The 19,751-nt window shown below is 60.3% G+C and carries 19 protein-coding genes; 16 read left to right on the top strand and 3 right to left on the bottom strand.

From position 1 onward, the window contains the following. Positions 1-45 precede the first annotated feature (45 nt). A complete protein-coding gene (locus tag AX760_RS13335) occupies positions 46-1,167 on the top strand; it encodes an ABC transporter permease (protein ID WP_071833389.1) in 1,122 nt (373 codons plus the stop codon). Between the two features lie 31 nt (positions 1,168-1,198). Then, positions 1,199-1,957, top strand: coding sequence for an ATP-binding cassette domain-containing protein (locus tag AX760_RS13330; RefSeq protein WP_175552063.1), 759 nt, complete (start codon positions 1,199-1,201; stop codon positions 1,955-1,957). Positions 1,958-2,026: 69 nt separating this feature from the next. On the opposite strand, the gene AX760_RS13325 is transcribed toward AX760_RS13330, so the two are convergent. Further along, positions 2,027-3,361, bottom strand: coding sequence for an MFS transporter (locus AX760_RS13325; RefSeq protein WP_071833387.1), 1,335 nt, complete (start codon positions 3,359-3,361; stop codon positions 2,027-2,029). 232 nt (positions 3,362-3,593) lie between these two features. On the opposite strand from AX760_RS13325, the gene cyoA reads away from it, so the two are divergent. From cyoA to AX760_RS13255, 14 genes are all read left to right on the top strand, one after another. Then, a complete protein-coding gene (gene cyoA / locus AX760_RS13320; protein ID WP_071833386.1) occupies positions 3,594-4,799 on the top strand; it encodes a ubiquinol oxidase subunit II in 1,206 nt (401 codons plus the stop codon). Positions 4,800-4,811: 12 nt separating this feature from the next. Then, positions 4,812-6,815, top strand: coding sequence for a cytochrome o ubiquinol oxidase subunit I (gene cyoB / locus AX760_RS13315; RefSeq protein WP_071833385.1), 2,004 nt, complete (start codon positions 4,812-4,814; stop codon positions 6,813-6,815). Further along, the gene (gene cyoC / locus AX760_RS13310) at positions 6,812-7,441 is read left to right on the top strand and encodes a cytochrome o ubiquinol oxidase subunit III (protein ID WP_071833384.1); all 630 of its coding nucleotides are present in this window, start codon (positions 6,812-6,814) and stop codon (positions 7,439-7,441) included. The genes cyoB and cyoC overlap by 4 nt, the downstream gene beginning before the upstream one ends. Beyond that, complete coding sequence (gene cyoD / locus AX760_RS13305) at positions 7,441-7,860, top strand: cytochrome o ubiquinol oxidase subunit IV (protein WP_071833383.1); 420 nt, start codon at positions 7,441-7,443, stop codon at positions 7,858-7,860. The genes cyoC and cyoD overlap by 1 nt, the downstream gene beginning before the upstream one ends. 16 nt (positions 7,861-7,876) lie before the next feature. Next, positions 7,877-8,581 carry an SURF1 family protein gene (locus tag AX760_RS13300; protein WP_071833382.1) on the top strand — a complete coding sequence of 235 codons (705 nt, stop codon included), beginning with the start codon at positions 7,877-7,879 and terminating at the stop codon, positions 8,579-8,581. 244 nt (positions 8,582-8,825) lie between these two features. Continuing rightward, entirely contained in the window at positions 8,826-9,446 is a 621-nt protein-coding gene (locus AX760_RS13295; protein ID WP_071833381.1) for a cupin domain-containing protein, read from the top strand. A gap of 129 nt (positions 9,447-9,575) precedes the next feature. Next, complete coding sequence (locus tag AX760_RS13290) at positions 9,576-10,517, top strand: ABC transporter substrate-binding protein (protein ID WP_071833380.1); 942 nt, start codon at positions 9,576-9,578, stop codon at positions 10,515-10,517. Between the two features lie 188 nt (positions 10,518-10,705). Further along, the gene (locus tag AX760_RS13285; protein ID WP_071833379.1) at positions 10,706-11,503 is read left to right on the top strand and encodes an ATP-binding cassette domain-containing protein; all 798 of its coding nucleotides are present in this window, start codon (positions 10,706-10,708) and stop codon (positions 11,501-11,503) included. Further along, a complete protein-coding gene (locus tag AX760_RS13280; protein ID WP_071833378.1) occupies positions 11,500-12,540 on the top strand; it encodes an ABC transporter permease in 1,041 nt (346 codons plus the stop codon). The genes AX760_RS13285 and AX760_RS13280 overlap by 4 nt, the downstream gene beginning before the upstream one ends. Positions 12,541-12,542: 2 nt before the next feature. Further along, a complete protein-coding gene (locus AX760_RS13275; RefSeq protein WP_071833377.1) occupies positions 12,543-13,631 on the top strand; it encodes a phosphotriesterase family protein in 1,089 nt (362 codons plus the stop codon). Between the two features lie 29 nt (positions 13,632-13,660). Then, positions 13,661-14,431 (top strand): glutamine amidotransferase, encoded by a 771-nt coding sequence (locus tag AX760_RS13270; RefSeq protein ID WP_071833376.1) that lies wholly within the window; start codon positions 13,661-13,663, stop codon positions 14,429-14,431. A 3-nt stretch (positions 14,432-14,434) separates the two neighbouring features. Then, positions 14,435-15,349, top strand: coding sequence for a ribokinase (locus tag AX760_RS13265; RefSeq protein ID WP_071833375.1), 915 nt, complete (start codon positions 14,435-14,437; stop codon positions 15,347-15,349). Beyond that, positions 15,346-16,200: a BtpA/SgcQ family protein gene (locus AX760_RS13260; protein ID WP_071833374.1), complete on the top strand. Its 855-nt coding sequence runs from the start codon at positions 15,346-15,348 to the stop codon at positions 16,198-16,200. The genes AX760_RS13265 and AX760_RS13260 overlap by 4 nt, the downstream gene beginning before the upstream one ends. Further along, a complete protein-coding gene (locus AX760_RS13255) occupies positions 16,197-17,456 on the top strand; it encodes a Zn-dependent hydrolase (RefSeq protein ID WP_071833373.1) in 1,260 nt (419 codons plus the stop codon). The genes AX760_RS13260 and AX760_RS13255 overlap by 4 nt, the downstream gene beginning before the upstream one ends. Before the next feature lie 79 nt (positions 17,457-17,535). On the opposite strand, the gene AX760_RS13250 is transcribed toward AX760_RS13255, so the two are convergent. Both AX760_RS13250 and AX760_RS13245 read right to left on the bottom strand, forming a co-directional pair. Beyond that, the gene (locus AX760_RS13250) at positions 17,536-18,795 is read right to left on the bottom strand and encodes a cation:proton antiporter (RefSeq protein ID WP_071833372.1); all 1,260 of its coding nucleotides are present in this window, start codon (positions 18,793-18,795) and stop codon (positions 17,536-17,538) included. A 371-nt stretch (positions 18,796-19,166) separates the two neighbouring features. Next, a partial coding sequence (locus tag AX760_RS13245) for an alanine:cation symporter family protein (protein ID WP_139276499.1) occupies positions 19,167-19,751 on the bottom strand: 585 nt, incomplete at its 5' end.

Raw genomic sequence — 19,751 nt, 5'->3', positions numbered from 1 at the left:
GCCACCACGTCTTCGCATTTTTCGGCTGTACTTTGAGGGGGTCCGATGACCGAGACACCAGCACTTCACCAAAGCGATGAGCGCATCAAGTCAAGATCCCGGTTCAGGGAAGCCCTGATTGTCCCGGAGCTTGGCGGTATTTGCGGCACAATCCTGGTCTTCACGTTCTTCCTGCTGACAGCGCATGAATCCGGCATGTTCAATGCTGCGGGTGTGTTGAACTGGTCGGTCGTATCGGCGCAGTTCATGATCATCGCTGTCGGGGCCTGCCTCCTGATGATTGCTGGGGAGTTCGACCTCTCGGTCGGCTCGATGATCGGCTTTGCCGGCATGATGATCGCCATCTTCAGCGTCAACATGGGTTGGCCGATGTGGATCGCCATTCTGGTTGCCTTTGCACTATGTGTGGCGACCGGCGCGCTGAACGGCTGGATCTGCGTCAAAACCGGCTTGCCGAGCTTTATCGTGACGCTCGCATCGCTGTTCATTCTGCGCGGATTGACCATCTTTCTGCCGCAGACCCTGGAGAACAAGACGATTATCGGGGGGATCCGGGAAGCGGCCGAGGGTGACTGGCTTGCACCGGTGTTCGGCGGCAAGGTTTTGACGGGGCTGTTTCAGTGGTTCGGTGAAATCGGGCTGATCGCGACATTCGAGCGGGGTGTGAACAAGGGCATGCCCGTCGTCGACGGTATACCGATGCTGATCGTCTGGGCGCTGGTGCTCGTTGCGTTCGGCCATGTGCTGTTGACCAAGACCCGGTTCGGCAACTGGATCTTCGCCTCTGGTGGCGACGCGGAATCCGCCAGGAATTCGGGTGTGCCGGTCAACCGGGTGAAGATCATGATGTTCATGTTCACCGCATTCTGCGCCACCGTCTTTGCCACCTGCCAGGTCATCGAGTTCGGTTCGGCCGGGGCGGATCGCGGATTGCTGAAGGAATTCGAGGCGATCATCGCCGTGGTGATTGGTGGCGCCCTGCTGACCGGCGGCTATGGCTCGGTCCTGGGTGCGGCTCTGGGCGCATTGATTTTCGGCGTCGTTCAACAGGGTCTATTCTTTGCCGGCGTCGAGAGTTCGCTGTTTCGTGTGTTTCTCGGGATCATTCTGCTCTTTGCTGTGGTTCTGAACACCTATATCCGCCGCATCATCACCGGGGAGAAATAAGATGGAAAGCCATCTCACGCCCCTCATCCAGATGAAGGATATCGAGAAGCATTTCGGCTCGGTGATCGCGCTGGCCGGTGTTTCCGTCGATCTCTTTGCCGGAGAGTGCCATTGCCTGCTGGGTGACAACGGTGCTGGAAAATCGACCTTCATCAAGACGATGTCCGGTGTCTACAAGCCCACCAAGGGCGAGATCATGTTCGAGGGGCGGCCGATGAATTTCGCCGATCCGCGCGACGCCATTTCTGCGGGTATCGCCACCGTGCATCAGCATCTGGCGATGATCCCGCTGATGTCCGTCAGCCGCAACTTCTTCATGGGCAATGAGCCGCTTCGTAAAGTCGGACCGATGAAATTCTTCGATCACGACTTTGCCAATCGGGTGACCATGGAGGAAATGCGCAAGATGGGGATCAATCTGCGCGGTCCCGATCAGGCCGTTGGCACGCTGTCGGGCGGTGAGCGCCAGACCGTGGCGATTGCCCGTGCCGTCTATTTTGGCGCCAAGGTCCTGATCCTGGACGAGCCGACGTCCGCGCTTGGTGTGCGGCAGACGGCGAATGTCCTGTCGACGATCGATAAGGTGCGCAAACAAGGCATCGGTGTTGTCTTCATCACCCACAATGTCCGGCATGCTATGGCCGTCGGCGATCGCTTCACCGTGCTGAACCGAGGCAAGACGGTCGGGACGGCAAAACGCGGCGACATCGCGCCCGAAGAACTGCAGGACTTGATGGCCGGTGGCCAGGAACTGGCGGCCCTAGAGAGCAGCCTGGGTGGCACGGTATGAAATGATGGCGTCGATGCTGGGTGCCACGCTTGTTGCGCGCGGCACCTAGCATCGTCCGCGAAAACCTTTTTATGCCTGGACCTTGGGACGAAGAGAAACCTGCTTGACGACGGCCAGTGACAGGAGCGTACAGACGGCACCGGACAACAGGTATAGGCCGGCGGCGAAGAGGCCGAACCAGGTCGACAACAGCAGCGCGCAAAGCGGGGCAAAACCCGCGCCGAACATCCACGACAGTGCCGAAACGAAGGCGGACCCGGTGTAGCGGTTCCGCTGGTCGAAGAGCGACGCGACGGCACCGGAAGACTGCGCGAGGTTGAAGCCGAGAATCAGGAAGCCGGTCATGACATAGGTTGTCACGCCAGCCTGGCCTGCGTTGAGCAGAAGTGGCGCAATCAACGCGAACGCGCCGATTGCCCATGCGCCCCAGACGAGGATCTTTTGGCGACCGATCCGGTCGGAAAGCCATCCCGAAACGAGCATTGCCAGGACCCCGACGCAGCCACCCGCGGCCTGGATCAGCAGGAATTCTCCGGGTGCCTCACTGGTATAGAGGAAGATCCACGACAGCGGGAAAACCGTCACCATATGAAACATGGCGAAACTCGCGAGCGGCACGAAAACACCCAGAAGAACAGTCCGCCCATCCTGCGACAAGGTTGCTCTGAGGGGGGTCGGCGTGAGTTCGTTCGCCTCGAAAAGATCCTTGAATTCCGGCGTTTCAACGATGCGCAGGCGTGCAAAAAGGGCCACAACGTTGATCGCAAAGGCGACGAAGAACGGATAGCGCCAGCCCCAATCCAGGAAGTCGGCGGATGAAAGCGTCATGACCAGGTAAGCGAAAAGCACAGCGGCAACGGTCAAGCCGACGACGGCGCCCAACTGCGGGACCATCGCATAAAACCCGCGCCGTTTCTCCGAGGCGGTGATCGCTAGCAGTGGCGCCAGGCCGTCCCATGTCCCACCCAAAGCCAGGCCCTGGCTTATGCGCAACGCGGCCAGCATGGCGATCGCCCACCCGCCTGCCGTCTCGTAGGAGGGGACGAGGCCCATGGCAACCGTGGAGGTTCCCAGCAAGAACAGGGAGACTGTCAGCTTGATCATTCGTCCATAACGGCGGTCGAGCGTTGTGAAGAGAATGGTGCCAAGCGGGCGTGCGACGAAAGCCAGAGCGACGAGGACGAAGGACCAGAGCGTTCCGGTCAGCGGGTCGAGGAACGGAAAGATCCGGGCCGGGAATACGATGACGGAGGCGATCGAGAAAACGAAGAAGTCGAAGAATTCCGACGTTCGGCCAATGACCACGCCGACCGCGATGTCGGATGGAGACACGTGATGCTCGTCCGTCGTCTGGCTTCTGTCATGTCGCCGAGCGGGGGTTTGGGTATCGGTGGTGCTCGCCATAGAACCTGATCACTCTCGTTGGTGCCGTGGTGGAAACATCGGGCGCGGACGTCTTCCTCGCCGCCTCTATTCTGCCCGTTAGCGATGCCGCAATCGCGTCGAAATTGACAGGTGACAAATTGTCGTATGTGCCGCATCGCAAAATGGGAATATCTAGATTGCTGACGTTCAAAGGTCGTTGCCGGGTGCTGGAGGGAGCCCGCTGGCGACCGGTCCATCGTAAGGGTAAGATATGCCGAAACGCTTCCTTCCTAAACTGTTTGCTGCTCTCGGTGCGGTTCTGTTGCTTTCCGCCTGCAAGGCAGAGGTTCTCGCGCCGACCGGCGATATCGCCGCCCAGCAGCGTGACCTCCTCGTAATCTCCACATTGTTGATGCTGATTATCATCGTTCCGGTGATGCTGCTCACATGCTGGTTCGCATGGCACTTCCGTTCCTCGAACGCTACGGCCAGCTACCAGCCGAACTGGTCCCATTCGACCAAGCTGGAATTGATCATCTGGGCCATTCCGCTTCTCATCGTGGTCACCCTTGGCGCCTTGACATGGGTCGGCACGCATCTGCTCGATCCCTACCGGCCCCTTGCCCGCGTGTCGCAGACCGAGCCTCTCTCCCCCGACCAGCCGCCGCTCGACGTCCAGGTGGTGGCGCTCGACTGGAAATGGCTGTTCATCTACCCCGAATATGGTGTTGCGGCCGTCAATGAATTGCCGGTCCCCGTGGATCGACCTATCCGCTTCACGCTGACTTCGTCCTCCGTCATGAACGCCTTCTACATCCCGTCCATGGCCGGCATGATCTACGCCATGCCTGGCATGCAGACGACGCTGCACGGTGTCTTCAACGCGCCAGGAGAGTATCAAGGGTTGGCATCCCATTATTCCGGCGCGGGCTTTTCCGGCATGCGCTTCAAGGCGAAGGTGACCGATAACGCTGGCTTCGAAGCCTGGATCGAGACGGCGCGCAACGGCAAGGTGCCGCTCGATCGGAAAGCCTATCTGGAGCTGGAGCGTCCGACCGAAAACGTGCGGCCGGCCGCCTATACGAGCGTCGATCCGCAGCTTTTCGCCCGTGTGGTCAACATGTGCGTCGAGGAGGGCAAGATCTGCATGGCGGAAATGATGGCGATCGATGCGCAGGGCGGATCGGGTCTCGCCGGAACCGTCAACATGAGTTCCCTGATCTACGACAAGCATGAGCGGCGGGGAATGCGCGAACCGGTCTTCGGATGGGAACCCTTCAAGGTGGTTGGTTTCTGCTCCATGGAAGAACTGGATCAGATGCTTGCCGCAAAGCCGGCATCATCCGGTGTAACCCCCATTCAATCAGGCCCCCTTCGCGGCCACGGCATGCCTCAACCGGTCACGCCGTTTGGCGGCCTTGAGGATCGCTACCTCACCCTTATGCAGCAGTCCTTTGGTAACGTGCAGCAACTTTGACAGGAACCGGGCATGGCTACGGTAGACCATTCGACCTCCCTTCTTCTCGGCCGCCTCAACTGGAGCGCGATCCCCACCGATCCGATCGTCTTGTCGACCTTGATCGTCGTGGTGCTCGGCGGCATCGCCGCCGTCGTTGGCCTCACGTATTTCAGGCTCTGGGGCTATCTCTGGAAGGAATGGCTGACATCTGTCGATCACAAGAAGATCGGCATCATGTATATCATCCTCGCGCTCGTCATGCTGGTGCGTGGGTTTGCAGATGCGATCATGATGCGCCTGCAACAGGCGCTTGCCTTCAACGGGTCCGAAGGCTACCTCAACGCGCATCACTACGACCAGATTTTCACTGCCCACGGCGTGATCATGATCTTCTTCGTGGCAATGCCGTTCGTCACAGGGCTGATGAACTATGTCGTGCCATTGCAGATCGGCGCGCGTGATGTGTCTTTCCCGTTCCTCAACAATTTTTCCTTCTGGATGACGGTCGGCGGCGCCGTACTGGTCATGGCCTCGCTCTTCGTCGGTGAGTTCGCCCAGACCGGCTGGCTTGCATTTCCGCCGCTGTCGGGCATCGGCTACAGTCCCTGGGTGGGTGTCGACTACTATATCTGGGGTCTGCAAATTGCCGGTGTCGGCACGACACTGTCGGGCATCAACCTGCTCGTCACCATCATCAAGATGCGTGCGCCCGGCATGACCCTGATGCGGATGCCGATCTTCACATGGACTGCGCTCTGCACCAACGTCCTGATCGTCGCGTCTTTCCCGGTGCTGACGATGACTTTGATCCTCCTGACGCTCGATCGCTACGTGGGAACGAATTTCTTTACGAACGATCTCGGCGGCAATGCGATGATGTACATCAACCTCATCTGGATATGGGGCCATCCGGAGGTCTATATCCTGATCCTGCCGCTCTTCGGTGTCTTCTCCGAGGTGACCTCGACCTTCTCGGGCAAGCGCCTCTTCGGCTACAGTTCGATGGTCTATGCGACGGTCTGCATCACGATCCTGAGCTATGTCGTCTGGCTGCACCACTTTTTCACCATGGGTTCGGGCGCTTCGGTGAACGCCTTCTTCGGCATCACCACCATGATCATTTCAGTGCCGACGGGTGCGAAGATCTTCAACTGGCTCTTCACCATGTACAAGGGCAGGGTGCGGTTCGAACTGCCCATGATGTGGACCGTCGCCTTCATGCTGACGTTCACCGTCGGCGGCATGACGGGTGTGCTTCTGGCCGTGCCGCCGGCCGACTTCGTGTTGCACAACTCGCTCTTCCTGGTCGCGCATTTCCACAATGTGATCATCGGCGGCGTGCTGTTCGGCTGCTTCGCCGCAATCGCCTACTGGTGGCCCAAGGCCTTCGGGTTCAAGCTCAACGTCTTCTGGGGCAAAGTCTCTTTCTGGAGCTGGGTAGTCGGCTTCTGGCTCGCCTTCATGCCGCTCTACATCCTCGGACTGATGGGCGTAACGCGTCGCATGCGGGTGTTCGACGATCCGGACCTGCGGATATGGTTCATCCTCGCCGCCCTCGGGGCCATCCTGATCGCCGTTGGCATTGCCGCCTTCTTCGTTCAGGTCGCAGTCTCCATCTGGCAGCGCAAGGACAATCCTGACCTCACGGGTGATCCCTGGGGCGGCCGTACCCTGGAATGGGCGACGTCCTCCCCTCCGCCGGCCTACAACTTCGCCTTCACGCCCGTGGTGCATGATCTCGACGCCTGGCACGATATGAAAGAAGTCGGCCAAAATCGGCCGAAAGCGGCCTATCTGCCGATACACATGCCAAGATACACCGGAACGGGCGTGGTGCTTTCGGCACTTGCAGCCCTCTGCGGCTTTGCACTTGTCTGGTACATCTGGTGGCTGGCGGCTGTTTCCTTCCTGGGCATCATCGCCGTCTCCATCGCCCATACATTCAACTATGACCGGGACTATTATGTGCCAGTCGACGAGGTCGAAAGCGTGGAAGCGGCTCGGGACCGTCAACTTTCGGGAATTGGAGCATGACCACTGTGAGTACCGTGACCCATTCGTCCGAACCGGCCGTCTACTGGGAGACCGAGCCGCACCATCACGCGGAAGGTGGCTCCACGCGCCTCGGCTTCTGGATCTATCTGATGAGCGACTGCCTCATGTTCGCCGTGCTCTTCGCGGTCTTCGGGGTTCTGGGGCAGAGCTACGCGGCTGGTCCCGGACCCAAGGCGCTCTTCGATCTGACCCTGATCGCGATCAACACCGGTTTTCTGCTGGTTTCGTCGATCACCTTCGGATTTGCCATGCTGGCGATGTATGAGGGCAGGCAGGCACGCATGCAGATCTGGCTTGCGGTGACGCTGCTGCTCGGTCTCGCTTTCCTTGCCGTCGAAATCTACGAGTTCCATCACCTGATCGAACTGGGTGCGGGGCCGCAACGCTCGGCTTTCCTGTCGGCGTTTTTCGCCTTGGTGGGAACGCATGGTCTCCATGTGCTCTTCGGCTCGATCTGGCTTGTCACGCTGATGGTTCAGATGAACCGCAAAGGCCTTATTCCCGCGAATACGCGACGAATGGAGTGCCTCAGCATGTTCTGGCACTTCCTCGACGTGATCTGGATCGGCGTCTTCACCTTCGTTTACCTCCTGGGGATGATCTGATGTCTCAACACTCCATCAAACCCCATAGCCACCGGGGCGAGCAAGACGAGCACGGCAGCACGGGCCATGACAATACCAGGAACGACCATGGAAGTTACCGGTCGTATTTCACAGGCTTTGTGCTTGCCGTTATCCTTACCGTCCTTCCGTTCGCCATCGTCATGACGGGTGGCTTCGAAAGTCGCGTGATCACCGCACTGACGGTCATCGTTTTTGCCGTGGCGCAAGTCCTTGTTCACATGGTCTACTTTCTCCACATGAACAGCCGCTCCGACGAGGGCTGGACACTGCTTTCGATGATTTTCACCGTTATCGTGGTGGTGATCATGATTTCAGGTTCGCTTTGGGTCATGTACAACATGAACACCAACATGATGCCGCAGATGGAACACGAAAACTTCCAGGGTTTTGGCTCCTGAGCCGGGAGACCGGAGGATGAAACTCGCGACGCGCAGATGGCTGTTGCTCGGATCCGGTGTTGGGGCTGTCCTGTTGCTGCTCGGGCTGGGCGTGTGGCAGGTGCAGCGTCTATACTGGAAGACGTCTCTGATCGAAAGGGTCGAAACCGGGCTTGCTGCGGCTCCGGTCGCGGCTCCCGGACCGGACAGGTGGTCGAAACTGACTTTCGATACGGCGGAATACCGCAGGATATCGGTCCGTGGTCATTTCATGCCCTCCGCCGATAGTCTGGTGAAGGCCGTAACCGTCCGCGGCTCGGGATTCTGGGTCATGTCGCCGTTTGAGACAAAGGAAGGGTGGCGGCTCTTCATCAATCGTGGCTTCGTCACAGCCGATCATACGCCGGGTGATCTGGCCCGACCGGAGGGTCAGCTGGATATTTCGGGCCTGTTGCGCCTCACACAGCCGAACGGCGCTTTCCTGCGGTCTAACGATCCGAAGGCCGGACGTTGGTTCTCACGCGATACGGCGGCCATGGCGCAGCTTCTCGGACTTTCCGCAGTGGCACCCTACTTTCTCGACGCCGAGGCAAAGGGCGATGGTCTTCCCATCGGCGGACTGACTGTGGTCGCCTTTCCCAACAGCCACCTGGGCTATGCCATCACCTGGTTCGGCCTTGCCGGATTGCTCGCACTCCTGCTTTTCCGGGCAAGCCGGACGGTAAATGACCCGGATGAGTAGTCGGCCGTATTGCGGGTCCACCATAAGCCGGATTTCGCTTGCCATACGGCCGGCCGATCCAGTGTGTCGAACGCGGTTTTCGATCGCATCAGAAAGAATAGCGGGAGGCACCCTTTTCAAGTCCCTTGATTACGCTGAAAGATGAATGATAATTCTCCTTTTACGCGCAACGGGCAAGCCAAAGTCAAAGCCCTCAGCAAACAGCACTGATGTTCCGGCATTCAACCACAGAAGACGAAATCGTATGAACAAAGGTTTTGAGGTGACAGAGGACGTTCCCGAAGGGGACGATGTGCAGGCTGCCAATCCGGCCCGGCTGGGCATGCGTCTGCGGCTGGCGCGTCAGACACGCGGCAAGACGCTCAAGGCCCTTGCAGATGCAGCCAACTGCTCGGAAAGTCTGCTCTCGAAAATAGAAAACGGCAAGGCGTCGCCGTCTCTGCCGATGCTTCATCGCCTGGTTGGCGCGCTCGGCACGAATATCGGCTGGATGTTCGAAGAATCCGACGGAGAAGAGGGCATTATCTTCCGGGCCGGCACACGGCCGCTGATCGCGCTCGATCCCTTGCGGCGCGGCGAGGGCATTTCCTTGGAGCGCATCATTCCCTACTCGGCCGGGCATCTGCTTCAGTGCAACATCCACCATATTGAAGAAAAGGGCGAAAGTGCCGGCCCAATCCAGCACGCGGGCGAAGAGGTCGGCTATCTCCTGACCGGCGAGATCGAGTTGATGGTCGATGGCAAAAGCTTCATGCTTTCGGCGGGCGACGCCTTCGTCTTCAATTCCGACCTGCCGCATCATTATCGCAATGCCGGCCAGAAGCGGGCCAGCATTTTCTGGGTCAATACGCCAGCGACATTCTAAGCCCCCGAGGCGATGCGGAAAGCTTCATTCAAGAGACTTGACAAGAATTCAAGCCTATTGAATTATGCCATGGCGCTCAAGCGCTGATGAGCCCGGCTACGGGCCTTTCCGAAAACAAGGGGAACCCGAATGCGCCTTTCCAGCCTTTTGATCCGCAGCACGGCCGCCATCGTCATGACGATGGCCTTCGGCGTTGCGTCCGCCAGCGCAGATACGTTTGCGCTCGTCACCATCAACCAGCAGGCCCTCTTCTTCAACCAGATCAATGACGGCGCGCAAAAGGCTGCAGATGCCGCCGGTGCAAAGCTGGTGATCTTCAACGCCAACAACGTGCCCGCAGCCCAGAACGATGCGATCGAAAACTACATCACCCAGAAGGTCGACGGCATTATTCTCGTCGCTATCGATGTCAACGGCGTGAAGCCGGCAATCACGGCGGCCAAGACGGCCGGCATCCCGGTCATCGCCATCGATGCGCAGATCCCGGACGGGGACAATATCGCCTTCATCGGCGTTGACAACGGCAAGGCCGGCGAGGACATCGGCAAGTTCTTTTCCGACTACGTGAAATCCGACATGGGCGGTACGGCCAAGACCGGCATTGTCGGCGCTCTCAATTCCTTCATCCAGAACCAGCGTCTCGACGGCTTCAAGAAGGCCGTGACAGAAGGTGGCGCCGCCGTGACTTTCCTTGACACCGTCGATGGCCAGAACCAGCAGGACGTAGCACTTGGCGCTGCCGAAAACCTGATGACCGCCAACCCTGATATGACGACGATCTACGCGACGGGCGAACCGCAACTGATCGGCGCCGTCTCGGCCGTCGAAAGCCAGGGCCGCCAGAAGGACGTCAAGATCTTCGGCTGGGACCTGACCGCGCAGGCCGTCAAGGGCATCGAAGAGGGCTGGGTCACAGCCGTCGTCCAGCAGGATCCGGCCGGCGAGGGCAAGGCTGCCGTCGAAGCGCTGGTGAAGCTCAAGAAGGGTGAAACCATCGAGCCGATCATCAACATCCCCGTGACCATCGTCACCAAGGACAACGTCGCCGAATTCAAGGACATGTTCAAGTAGAGACCGCGTCTTTCGGCCGAAGTCTCCCTCTCCCTCAGGCTATCGGCCACCTTCTCCCCGCCCGCGGGGGGAAGGAATTTCGCGGCACCCTCCGTCATTCCCTCTCCGCGTTTGCCGGGTTAGGGTGAGGGACTGTCGAGCCGCAAAAGATGCGGTAGCTCTTGAATAAGCACGAACAGGAACGCCCCATGACCGACGGCGAAACATACCGTGTCCGGATGACCGGTATTTCGAAACGCTATAATCCTATCCAGACGCTGGACAACGTCGCGCTGACACTCAAGCGCGGTGAAGTGCTGGGCCTCGTCGGCGACAATGGCGCCGGCAAGTCAACCTTGAGCAAGGTTCTCTCGGGCGCCGTCATTCCCGACAGCGGCACCATCGAGATCGACGGCAAGGCCGTTTCCTTTTCCTCGCCCGCCGATGCGCGCGCCGCGCATGTCGAGATGGTCTACCAGGACCTTTCGCTCTGCGACACGGTGGACGTTGCCGGCAATCTCTTCCTCGGGCGCGAACCGCGACGGCACATCCTCGGCGTGCCATTCCTCGACAAGAAGACGATGCACGGCCTGACACGCGAAATGCTCGACCGGCTCGGCATCGTTATCGCCGATACGCGGCTGAAGGTGGAAAACCTCTCCGGCGGCCAGCGCCAGTCGATTGCCATCGGCCGCGCGGCCTCCTTCGAGCCAAAAGTCCTCATCATGGACGAGCCGACGGCAGCCCTTGCCGTTGCCGAAGTCGAGGCCGTGCTTGAACTCATCCGCACGGTCAGCGCCCGTGGCGTCAGCGTCATTCTCATTACCCACCGGCTCCAGGATCTGTTTCTGGTCTGCGATCGCATCCAGGTCATGTACGAAGGTCGCAATGTCGCCGAACGGCTGATCGGCGAGACCAGCATCGAGGAAGTCGTAAACCTCATTGTCGGACGCAAGTTTTCGGCCCGCTCTGCCCGGCACGGCAATGAAACCGGAGTATCCGCATGAGCCTGTCTCCCCCTCAGATCGGCCCCTCGTCAACCGGGCACACAGGCTCCCAAGTCTCGCCGTCGCGCCTGCGCAAGGCCACACTCTGGGACACATTGCTGGCCAATGGCAGCGTCGTCTCCATCGCCCTGTTCTTCATTGTCGTCTGTGTTGTCTTCTCCGTCATTACAGATGCCTTCCTCACGGCGCCGAACCTGCTCAACATCGTCCGCCAATGCGCGCCGCTGCTCATCGTTGCCGCTGCCATGACCTTCGTTATCACCACCGGGGGCATCGATCTGTCAGTCGGCTCCGTGCTTGCCTTGGTCGCAACGCTGTCCGCCACCGCATTGCAGGCAGGCCTCCCGTGGCCTCTGGTCATTGTCCTCATGCTGCTGCTGGGCGCTGCGATCGGCGCGATCCATGGTTTCTTCATCGCCTATGAGCGCATTCCCGCCTTCATCGTCACACTCGCCGGGCTCTCGGTTATCCGTGGCCTGGCCCTTCTGATTACCGGCGGTTACTCGATCCCTGTCGATCCCTCGAGTTTCTTCACCGTCATCGGCAGATCCTGGTTTCTCGGCGTTCCGGTTCCGGCGCTGATCGCGCTCGCGGTGCTGGTCCTTGCCTATGTCGTTTTCAACGAAACGCCGTTCGGTCGCTACGTCACCGGCATCGGCGCCAATGCTGAAGCGGTGCGACGGGCTGGCATCGATACCCGCTTCACGACCCTGTTCGTCTATGTGCTGTCCAGCAGTGCTGCAGCACTCGCCGGCATCATCGTCACCGCCCGGCTCGGATCCGGATCCTCCAATGCCGGGCAGGGCTTTGAGCTCGAAGTGATTGCGGCTGTCGTTTTGGGTGGAACCAGCCTGTTCGGCGGTCGTGGCACGGTCATCGGCACGGTGCTCGGCGCACTCACCGTCGCCGTCATCGCAAACGGCCTCATCCTCGCACACATGTCGCCATTCCTGACGCCGATCGTCACAGGCACGATCATCCTCATCGCCGTCTGGCTGAACTTCCGCCTGTTCCGCGGCGCGGCGAGAGGCCGGTAGTCATGAATCACCTGTTCGACAGCACGCCGCAAAAGCGCGCGGAGATTGGCGTCGCGTCGGGAACGGTGATGACCGTGCTTGGTCCGATCCCGGTGGCCGACATGGGCATCACCCTGATGCACGAGCATATCCTGCTCGACGGCGCCAAATCCTGGCGCTGCCCCTGCCATCCGGAGGCCCAGGCCATCGGCGAGCAGAAGGTCAGCATGGAGATCATCGGCGAATTGCGGATGAACCCCTACATGAACCGCGACAATGTCTCGCTCGATGACAGCGATCTGGCATTGTCGGAGCTGAAGCGCTTTCAGGCACTCGGCGGTCACACGGTTGTCGATACGACCAATATCGGCATTGGCCGCGAACCGGCCAAACTGGCGCGCATCGCCAAAATGTCCGGGCTCAAGATCGTCATGGGCACGGGTTTTTATCTCGAGTTCAGCCATCCGGACTGGCTGAAGGCGATGGACGTCGACGAGGTGACACAGTTTATCGTCAATGATGTCGGCGGTGGCGAAACGCAGCCCGAGGTCATGGCCGGCATTATCGGTGAAATTGGTGTCAGCAAGGATTTCACGGCTGAAGAGCGCAAGTCGCTGCGCGGGGCTGCACGGGCGTCGAAGATCACCGGCGTGCCGCTTTCCATCCATCTGCCCGGCTGGGAGCGGCTGGCGCATCAGGTTCTGGATATCGTCGAGGACGAAGGCGCCGATCTGCGCCACACCATTCTCTGCCACATGAATCCCAGCCACGACGACCTGCCCTATCAGACAGCATTGGCCAAGCGCGGTGCCTTTCTCGAATATGACATGATCGGCATGGATTTCTACTATGCCGACCAGGATGCCCAGTCGCCGTCCGACGAACAGAATGCCCGCGCCATCCGCTCATTGATCGACATGGGCTACAGCGACCGTATTCTGCTGTCGCAGGACGTGTTCCTGAAAATCATGCTGACCTGTTATGGCGGCTTCGGCTATGGCTTCATCCTGAAGCATTTCCTGCCGCGCCTGAAGCGCCACGGCGTCGAGCAGGCTGCCATCGACCTTATGCTGGTCGACAATCCGAAATCCGTTTTCTCCAGCGCGCGCTAGGCGCTGGCCTTCAAGTCCAGGGAGTTTCCATGTCCAAGTCCAAAGTTCTTCTCGCCGGCGAATCCTGGGTGTCCACGGCCACCCATATCAAGGGTTTCGACCAGTTCCCGACCGTCACCTATCACACCGGCGCCGACGAGCTTCTGGCCGCGTTGAAGCAAAGCCCCTTCGACGTCCAGTTCATGCCGGCGCATGAAGCGCAGCGCGATTTCCCGCAATCGCTGGAAGCTTTGTCGGCCTATGACGCGATCATCCTGTCGGATATTGGTGCCAACACGCTGCTTTTGCATCCCGACACATGGATCCACTCGAAGACCACGCCGAACCGTCTTCGCCTGTTGCGGGACTATGTCCGCAATGGCGGCGGGCTTCTGATGTTCGGCGGCTATTACAGCTTTCAGGGCATCAATGGCGGCGCGCGCTATCACAAGACCCCGGTCGAAGAGGTGCTGCCGGTCTCCTGCCTCGCCTATGACGACCGCGTCGAGGTTCCCGAAGGTTTTGCCCCGGTCGTCACAGGCCAGGACAGCCATCCGATCCTCAAGGGCCTCGGCACGGAATGGCCCGTCCTGCTCGGCTACAATGAAGTCACCGTCAAGGATGGCGCCGAGGTACTGGCGACGGTCTCGACCGACTATGGCTCGCAGCCGCTGCTGGTCACCGGCACCTACGGCAAGGGTCGCACGGTCGCCTGGACCTCCGATGTCGGTCCCCACTGGCTCCCCTCGAGCTTCATCGCCTGGCCTGGCTACAAGACCCTGTTTGAACAGATGCTCGCCTGGGCAACGGCGAAGGTCTGAACCATGCGCGTGCATGTCGTCGGAAATGTCTGCATCGATACCACCTTCCGTCTCGACCGTTTTCCGGAGGGCGGCGAGACGCGGAATGCGATCAGCCATGAAGACGGTCTCGGCGGCAAGGGCGCCAATCAGGGCGTCGCGGCGGCCCGCACCAGAGCCCCCGTTACTTTGTGGGCGGCTGTGGGCCGGGACGCCAATGGGGCATGGATCGCCGAGGCGCTATCGGCTGAAATCGGGTGCGCAAGCCTGACGGAATTTGATCTGCCCTCGGACCGCTCGACCATTGCGGTCGATGCCACTGGTGAAAACATCATCCTCAGCGGCGTCGCATGCGCCTTGGCCTTCGATCCGTTGTCCCATACGCCTCTGCTTGGCAGGATCGAACCGGGCGACGTGATCGTCATGCAGGGCAACCTCTCAGCCGCGGTGACGGAGGCCTGCCTGACGGCCGCCCGGGCCAAGGGCGCCAGAACGGTGCTCAACGCCAGTCCGCTGGCCGAAGGCGCCAAGCCGCGCCTGGACATGGTCGATAGTGTTATCGTCAACGAGGGTGAGGCGCGGGCACTTTCGGGCTGCTCCAGCCCCGCGGAGGCCGCAGCCCGACTGATCGATCTCGGCGCACGATCCGCAATCGTCACGCTTGGTTCGCGCGGGTGCCTGCTTCTCGACGGTGTCGGGTGCGAGCCCGTCCTTATCGAGGCGCCAAAGGTTTCAGCCGTGGATACCAGCGGGGCGGGCGATGTGCTGTGCGGTGTCTTTTCGGGATGTCTCGCGAAGGGTATGACGCTGCAGGCAGCCCTGATGGTCGCGGTCGCCGCATCCGCCTTGGCGGTGACGCGCGCTGGAACACTCGCCTCCTGCCCCTCGGTCGATGAAATATCCGGCCTCATCAGAAAATCAGAAACGGAACACGCATGACACAGTCCCCCAAACCGATCGGTCCACAGCTTGGCGATGCGTCCGGCAATGCCATTACCGCTATCTTCGGGCGCAGCAAGGCCGTGATCGGCGTCGTTCATCTGCCGCCGCTTCCCGGTGCACCGCGTTACAGGGGCGAGGCCGTCGAGGATCTCTATCAACAGGGCCTGGACGATGCCCGCGCCTATCTCGAAGGTGGCTGCGATGGGGTGATCATCGAGAACCATGGCGATATTCCCTTTTCCAAACCCGATGACATCGGCCCGGAGACGTCCGCCTATATGTCGGTGATCTCGGACCGGATCCGCCGCGAACTCGGCCGGCCGATCGGCATCAACGTTCTGGCCAATGCCGCCATCCCGGCGCTTGCCATCGCCAGCGCCGCCGGCGCCGGTTTCGTCCGGGTCAACCAGTGGGCCAACGCCTATGTCGCCAATGAGGGCTTCATCGAGGGCGAAGCGGCCCGCGCCATGCGCTACCGCGCCACGCTCCGCGCCAACGGCATCAAGATTTTCGCCGACGCCCATGTCAAGCACGGCGCGCATGCGATCGTCGCCGACCGTCCGGTCGAGGAGCAGGTCAAAGACCTGGTCTTTTTCGACGCCGACGCGGTGATTGCAACGGGACAGCGCACGGGACACGCCGCCGATCTCGGTTATATCCGGATGATCAAGGAGGCTGCCGGCCTGCCGACACTGGTCGGCAGCGGTGTCACGCCGGACAATGCCCGGGCCATCCTCGACATCGTCGATGGCGTCATCGTTGCCAGCTCGCTGAAATATGAGGGCGTCTGGTGGAACAAGGTCGAAAAGGCCCGGGTTGTCGCGTTCATCGCCGGATTGAAGGCATGAACTTACGCCTGCAGGTCAATGGCAAACGGCTCTTGAAACGTCTCGACGATTTTGCCGCCATCGGCGCCACGCCGGCCGGCGGCGTCGATCGGCAGGCTTTGTCGCTTGAAGACCGGACGGCGCGCGCATTGTTGGCCGATCTCGCCACCCAGCGCGGCTTTTCGGTGTTTCAGGATGCAATGGCCAACCTGTTTATCCGTCGCGACGGCAATGCCCCCGATCGCCCGCCCTTCCTGATCGGCAGCCATCTCGACAGCCAGCCAACAGGAGGGCGCTACGATGGCGCCCTCGGTACGCTGGCCGCGTTCGAGGTCCTGGAGACGCTGGAAGACGCTGCTATCGACACCGAAGCCCCGATCGAACTGGTCGCCTGGACAAACGAGGAAGGCAGCCGCTTTGCCCCGGGAACCATGGGCTCCATGGCCTTTTCGGTCGGGCATATACCGGAGGACTGGCAAGCGACGCGCGGGACAGACGGTGTGCCGTTGCGCAACGCACTGGCGGCAACCCTTGAGGCCTTGCCTTCTGCAGAGCGCAAGGCGCTCGGCTTTCCGATCCTCGGTTACCTCGAACTGCACATCGAGCAGGGGCCGTCTCTGGAAAAGGAGAATATCCCGATCGGAATTGTCACGGGCATACAGGGAACGCGCTGGTTTGAGGTCACAGTGACGGGGCAGGCGGCCCACGCCGGAACGACACAGCTGGGCTTTCGCCGCGATCCCATGGTCGCGGTTACGTCGGCCCTCCATGCGCTCTACAATGGCATCATGCCCGCAGACGAGGCCGCCCGCCTAACGGTCGGGCGGATCGCCGCCCAGCCCGGTTCGATCAACGCCATTCCAGGATCTGTCACCCTCACGATCGACTTGCGGCATCCATTGCTGGAACGGCTGATCGCCATCGAAGCGCAGGTCTTGGCTGCCTTTCAGACAGCGTGCGCCGCTCAGGGCTGCAGCGTCGACTTGCGCAAGACCTTCGACATGAGCCCCGCTCTGTTTTCAAAAACGGTCGTCGAAGGGCTGGAACAGGCAGCCCGCCATCTCGGCCTGCCGGTCAAGCACATGGTCTCCGGCGCCTTTCACGATGCCTTCTATGTGGCGAAGGTTGCGCCCGCTGCAATGATTTTTGTGCCCTGTCGGGAGGGGTTGAGCCACAACGAGGCGGAATATGTCGAACCCGAACACAGCATCGCCGGCGCGCAGATGCTGCTGCAGTCCACTTTGGACGTTCTGGCTATGGTGGCAATCGGGAAATAGGGTGCCGAACAATTTATTTGCCCGTCGTTCTGTCCGCTTGAGGCGGCTGATGTTGTGCTGATATCGGCAAACTGTAGCACTACTCGACCGCACGCCCGTGCCGCCTGTCCAGCCACCGCATGGCGGGCGTGACCGTCAGTCCATGCATCAGAACCGAGACGAGGACGACCAGCGAAACGATCACCCAGAGACGGTCGCCTTCGGGAAAGTTTCCGTGGTTGATGCCATAGGCCAGGTAGTAGAAGGATCCAACGCCCCGAATGCCGAAGAAGGCGATGGTCAGCTTTTCCCCCATGCTGGCTTTTGCACCGATCATGGCGACCAGTGCGGTCAGCGGCCGGACAATCAGCAGCAGCAGCACAACCATGGCAATCTCAAACCAGCCGACACTTGCCAGGAGACCATTGACGATCGCGCCACCGAAGGCGAGCAGCAGGAACATCATGACGATGCGCTCTATCTGTTCGGTTATATCGTGCATGTTGCGTTGGAAATCGTGATCACGATGCGAATTCCGCAAGGTCAAGGCTGTCACGAACACTGCGAAAAAGCCGTAGCAGTTCAACATCTCCGACACGCCATAGGAAACGAATGTAGCGGCAATGGCGACGAGCCCGTCGCCGGTCCGGGCCAAGGTGTCGCCCGGCATCTTGAACGTGGCCCAGCCGAAAAGGCGCCCGACAATCCACCCGCACAGAACGCCAGCCGCTATCTCCCAGAAGACGTTTACGGTGAGCCACTTCGTCAGCCATGGCTCACCGCTGGCCGCCGCCAGACTGAGGGCAATCGCCAGATGAACAAAGGGAAATGCCAAACCATCATTCAGGCCTGCTTCAGATGTGAGTGCAAACCGGACGGTATCTTCTCCACCCTCCAGCGGACCGCCGACCTGGATGTCTGCAGCCAGAACCGGGTCCGTGGGCGCAAGGCTGGCAGCCAGCAGAAGGGCCGCGGCGGCACCAAGACCCAACACACCCATGCCGATCGCCATGATTGCCGCAATGCTCAGCGGCATGGTGATCAGCAGCAACCGCCACGTCATGCCCCATCCCTTGAAGGAAAAACGACGGTCGATCTTCAACCCGGCACCCATGAGGGCAACAATGACCACAAACTCGGTCAAACGTTCAGTCAGGTCGGGATGGGCGAGGGGAGAGGGATCTATGCCAATATAGGGAACGGTGTAGATGAGGCCTCCAATGACGAGGCAGATGATGGGGACCGACAGAGGAAGACGTCTGAGAGCCAAGGGAAGCCAGACGACAAGCGCGATGAGAAGACCTGCAGCTGCCAGGGCTGCCGCATAGGGGTCCGGCGCCCAGTCATTGATGTTCAACATGCAAGTCCTTTGTCCGATGAGGTCGTCTGCCTAGAGGCAGGAATCGTTGGCGCCCGGTATTGTTCCAATGGCAATTGCTCGGGGGTCTTAGCGCCAGCGGCCCTTTGTGCTTGTTTCGGATCGAACTTGAGACCCATGCCGGCCAATGATCCAACGACGTGTCGTGGCAAGCTGTGTCGGAACACCCACCGGACTGCCGCAGAGCCACAAGCGAAGAGGGAATTCCCTTGGTCAAGTTTGACACTTGCAGCGATCGAAGCCGGCGGCATATCTCAATCGTCACCACCGTCGAACGACAGAGGTCGTCGCTTTCCATGCACGTGCACTGAAAACCTGCCCGCCGCGTGCACGGCGGGCAGAACACTCGACAATCAGGCCTTGGCGGGGTTCAATCCGTCTGTGGAACTCGAGGCCGCAGATACCTCGTGCCAAATTTCTGCGTCGATCTTTCCGGCTAGCTCCGGATACATATGTGGATCGAAGACCGGCGTCTTCGAGCGCCTCTGTTCGAAGTAGTCACGTGTCAGCTTGACGACCAATGGTGACAACAGGCAAATCGCCACAAGATTGATGGATGCCATCAAGCCCATCGATGCATCGGCGGCATCGAAGACCGTGGTAGCGCTTTCGTAGGATCCCCACAGAACCATCAGCAGCAGGCCTATGCGGGCGCACATCAGGCCAAGCTTGCTGTCCAATCCGAGATAGACCAGCGCATTTTCGGCATACGAATAGTTGCCGAGCACCGAGGTCCACGCGAAGAAGAAGATCGCGATTGCGATGAAATAATGCCCCGCGCCGCCGATATGGGCCGTCAAGGCAGCCTGTGTCAGTGGCGTACCGGTCAGTTCACCGCCCGGCACGAGTGCCCCGGACAAGACGATCATCAACCCGGTTGCGGTGCAGATCAGAAGCGTATCGATGAACACGCCCAGCGCCTGGACCATGCCTTGCGA

Source organism: Pararhizobium antarcticum, assembly GCF_001885585.1.
Taxonomy (GTDB): Bacteria; Pseudomonadota; Alphaproteobacteria; order Rhizobiales; family Rhizobiaceae; genus Pararhizobium; species Pararhizobium antarcticum.
The sequence above is the reverse complement of the archived record's forward strand: the minus strand, read 5'-3'. Positions and strand labels throughout refer to the sequence as shown.

Coding starts and splice junctions, on each gene's coding strand:
- AX760_RS13325 (WP_071833387.1), bottom strand. CDS start 3,361: ATGGCGAGCACCACCGATACCCAAACCCCCGCTCGGCGACATGACAGA.
- cyoC (WP_071833384.1), top strand. CDS start 6,812: ATGACCACTGTGAGTACCGTGACCCATTCGTCCGAACCGGCCGTCTAC.
- AX760_RS13265 (WP_071833375.1), top strand. CDS start 14,435: ATGCGCGTGCATGTCGTCGGAAATGTCTGCATCGATACCACCTTCCGT.
- cyoA (WP_071833386.1), top strand. CDS start 3,594: ATGCCGAAACGCTTCCTTCCTAAACTGTTTGCTGCTCTCGGTGCGGTT.
- AX760_RS13295 (WP_071833381.1), top strand. CDS start 8,826: ATGAACAAAGGTTTTGAGGTGACAGAGGACGTTCCCGAAGGGGACGAT.
- AX760_RS13255 (WP_071833373.1), top strand. CDS start 16,197: ATGAACTTACGCCTGCAGGTCAATGGCAAACGGCTCTTGAAACGTCTC.
- cyoD (WP_071833383.1), top strand. CDS start 7,441: ATGTCTCAACACTCCATCAAACCCCATAGCCACCGGGGCGAGCAAGAC.
- AX760_RS13300 (WP_071833382.1), top strand. CDS start 7,877: ATGAAACTCGCGACGCGCAGATGGCTGTTGCTCGGATCCGGTGTTGGG.
- cyoB (WP_071833385.1), top strand. CDS start 4,812: ATGGCTACGGTAGACCATTCGACCTCCCTTCTTCTCGGCCGCCTCAAC.
- AX760_RS13270 (WP_071833376.1), top strand. CDS start 13,661: ATGTCCAAGTCCAAAGTTCTTCTCGCCGGCGAATCCTGGGTGTCCACG.
- AX760_RS13280 (WP_071833378.1), top strand. CDS start 11,500: ATGAGCCTGTCTCCCCCTCAGATCGGCCCCTCGTCAACCGGGCACACA.
- AX760_RS13290 (WP_071833380.1), top strand. CDS start 9,576: ATGCGCCTTTCCAGCCTTTTGATCCGCAGCACGGCCGCCATCGTCATG.
- AX760_RS13330 (WP_175552063.1), top strand. CDS start 1,199: ATGAAGGATATCGAGAAGCATTTCGGCTCGGTGATCGCGCTGGCCGGT.
- AX760_RS13260 (WP_071833374.1), top strand. CDS start 15,346: ATGACACAGTCCCCCAAACCGATCGGTCCACAGCTTGGCGATGCGTCC.
- AX760_RS13285 (WP_071833379.1), top strand. CDS start 10,706: ATGACCGACGGCGAAACATACCGTGTCCGGATGACCGGTATTTCGAAA.
- AX760_RS13250 (WP_071833372.1), bottom strand. CDS start 18,795: ATGTTGAACATCAATGACTGGGCGCCGGACCCCTATGCGGCAGCCCTG.
- AX760_RS13275 (WP_071833377.1), top strand. CDS start 12,543: ATGAATCACCTGTTCGACAGCACGCCGCAAAAGCGCGCGGAGATTGGC.
- AX760_RS13335 (WP_071833389.1), top strand. CDS start 46: ATGACCGAGACACCAGCACTTCACCAAAGCGATGAGCGCATCAAGTCA.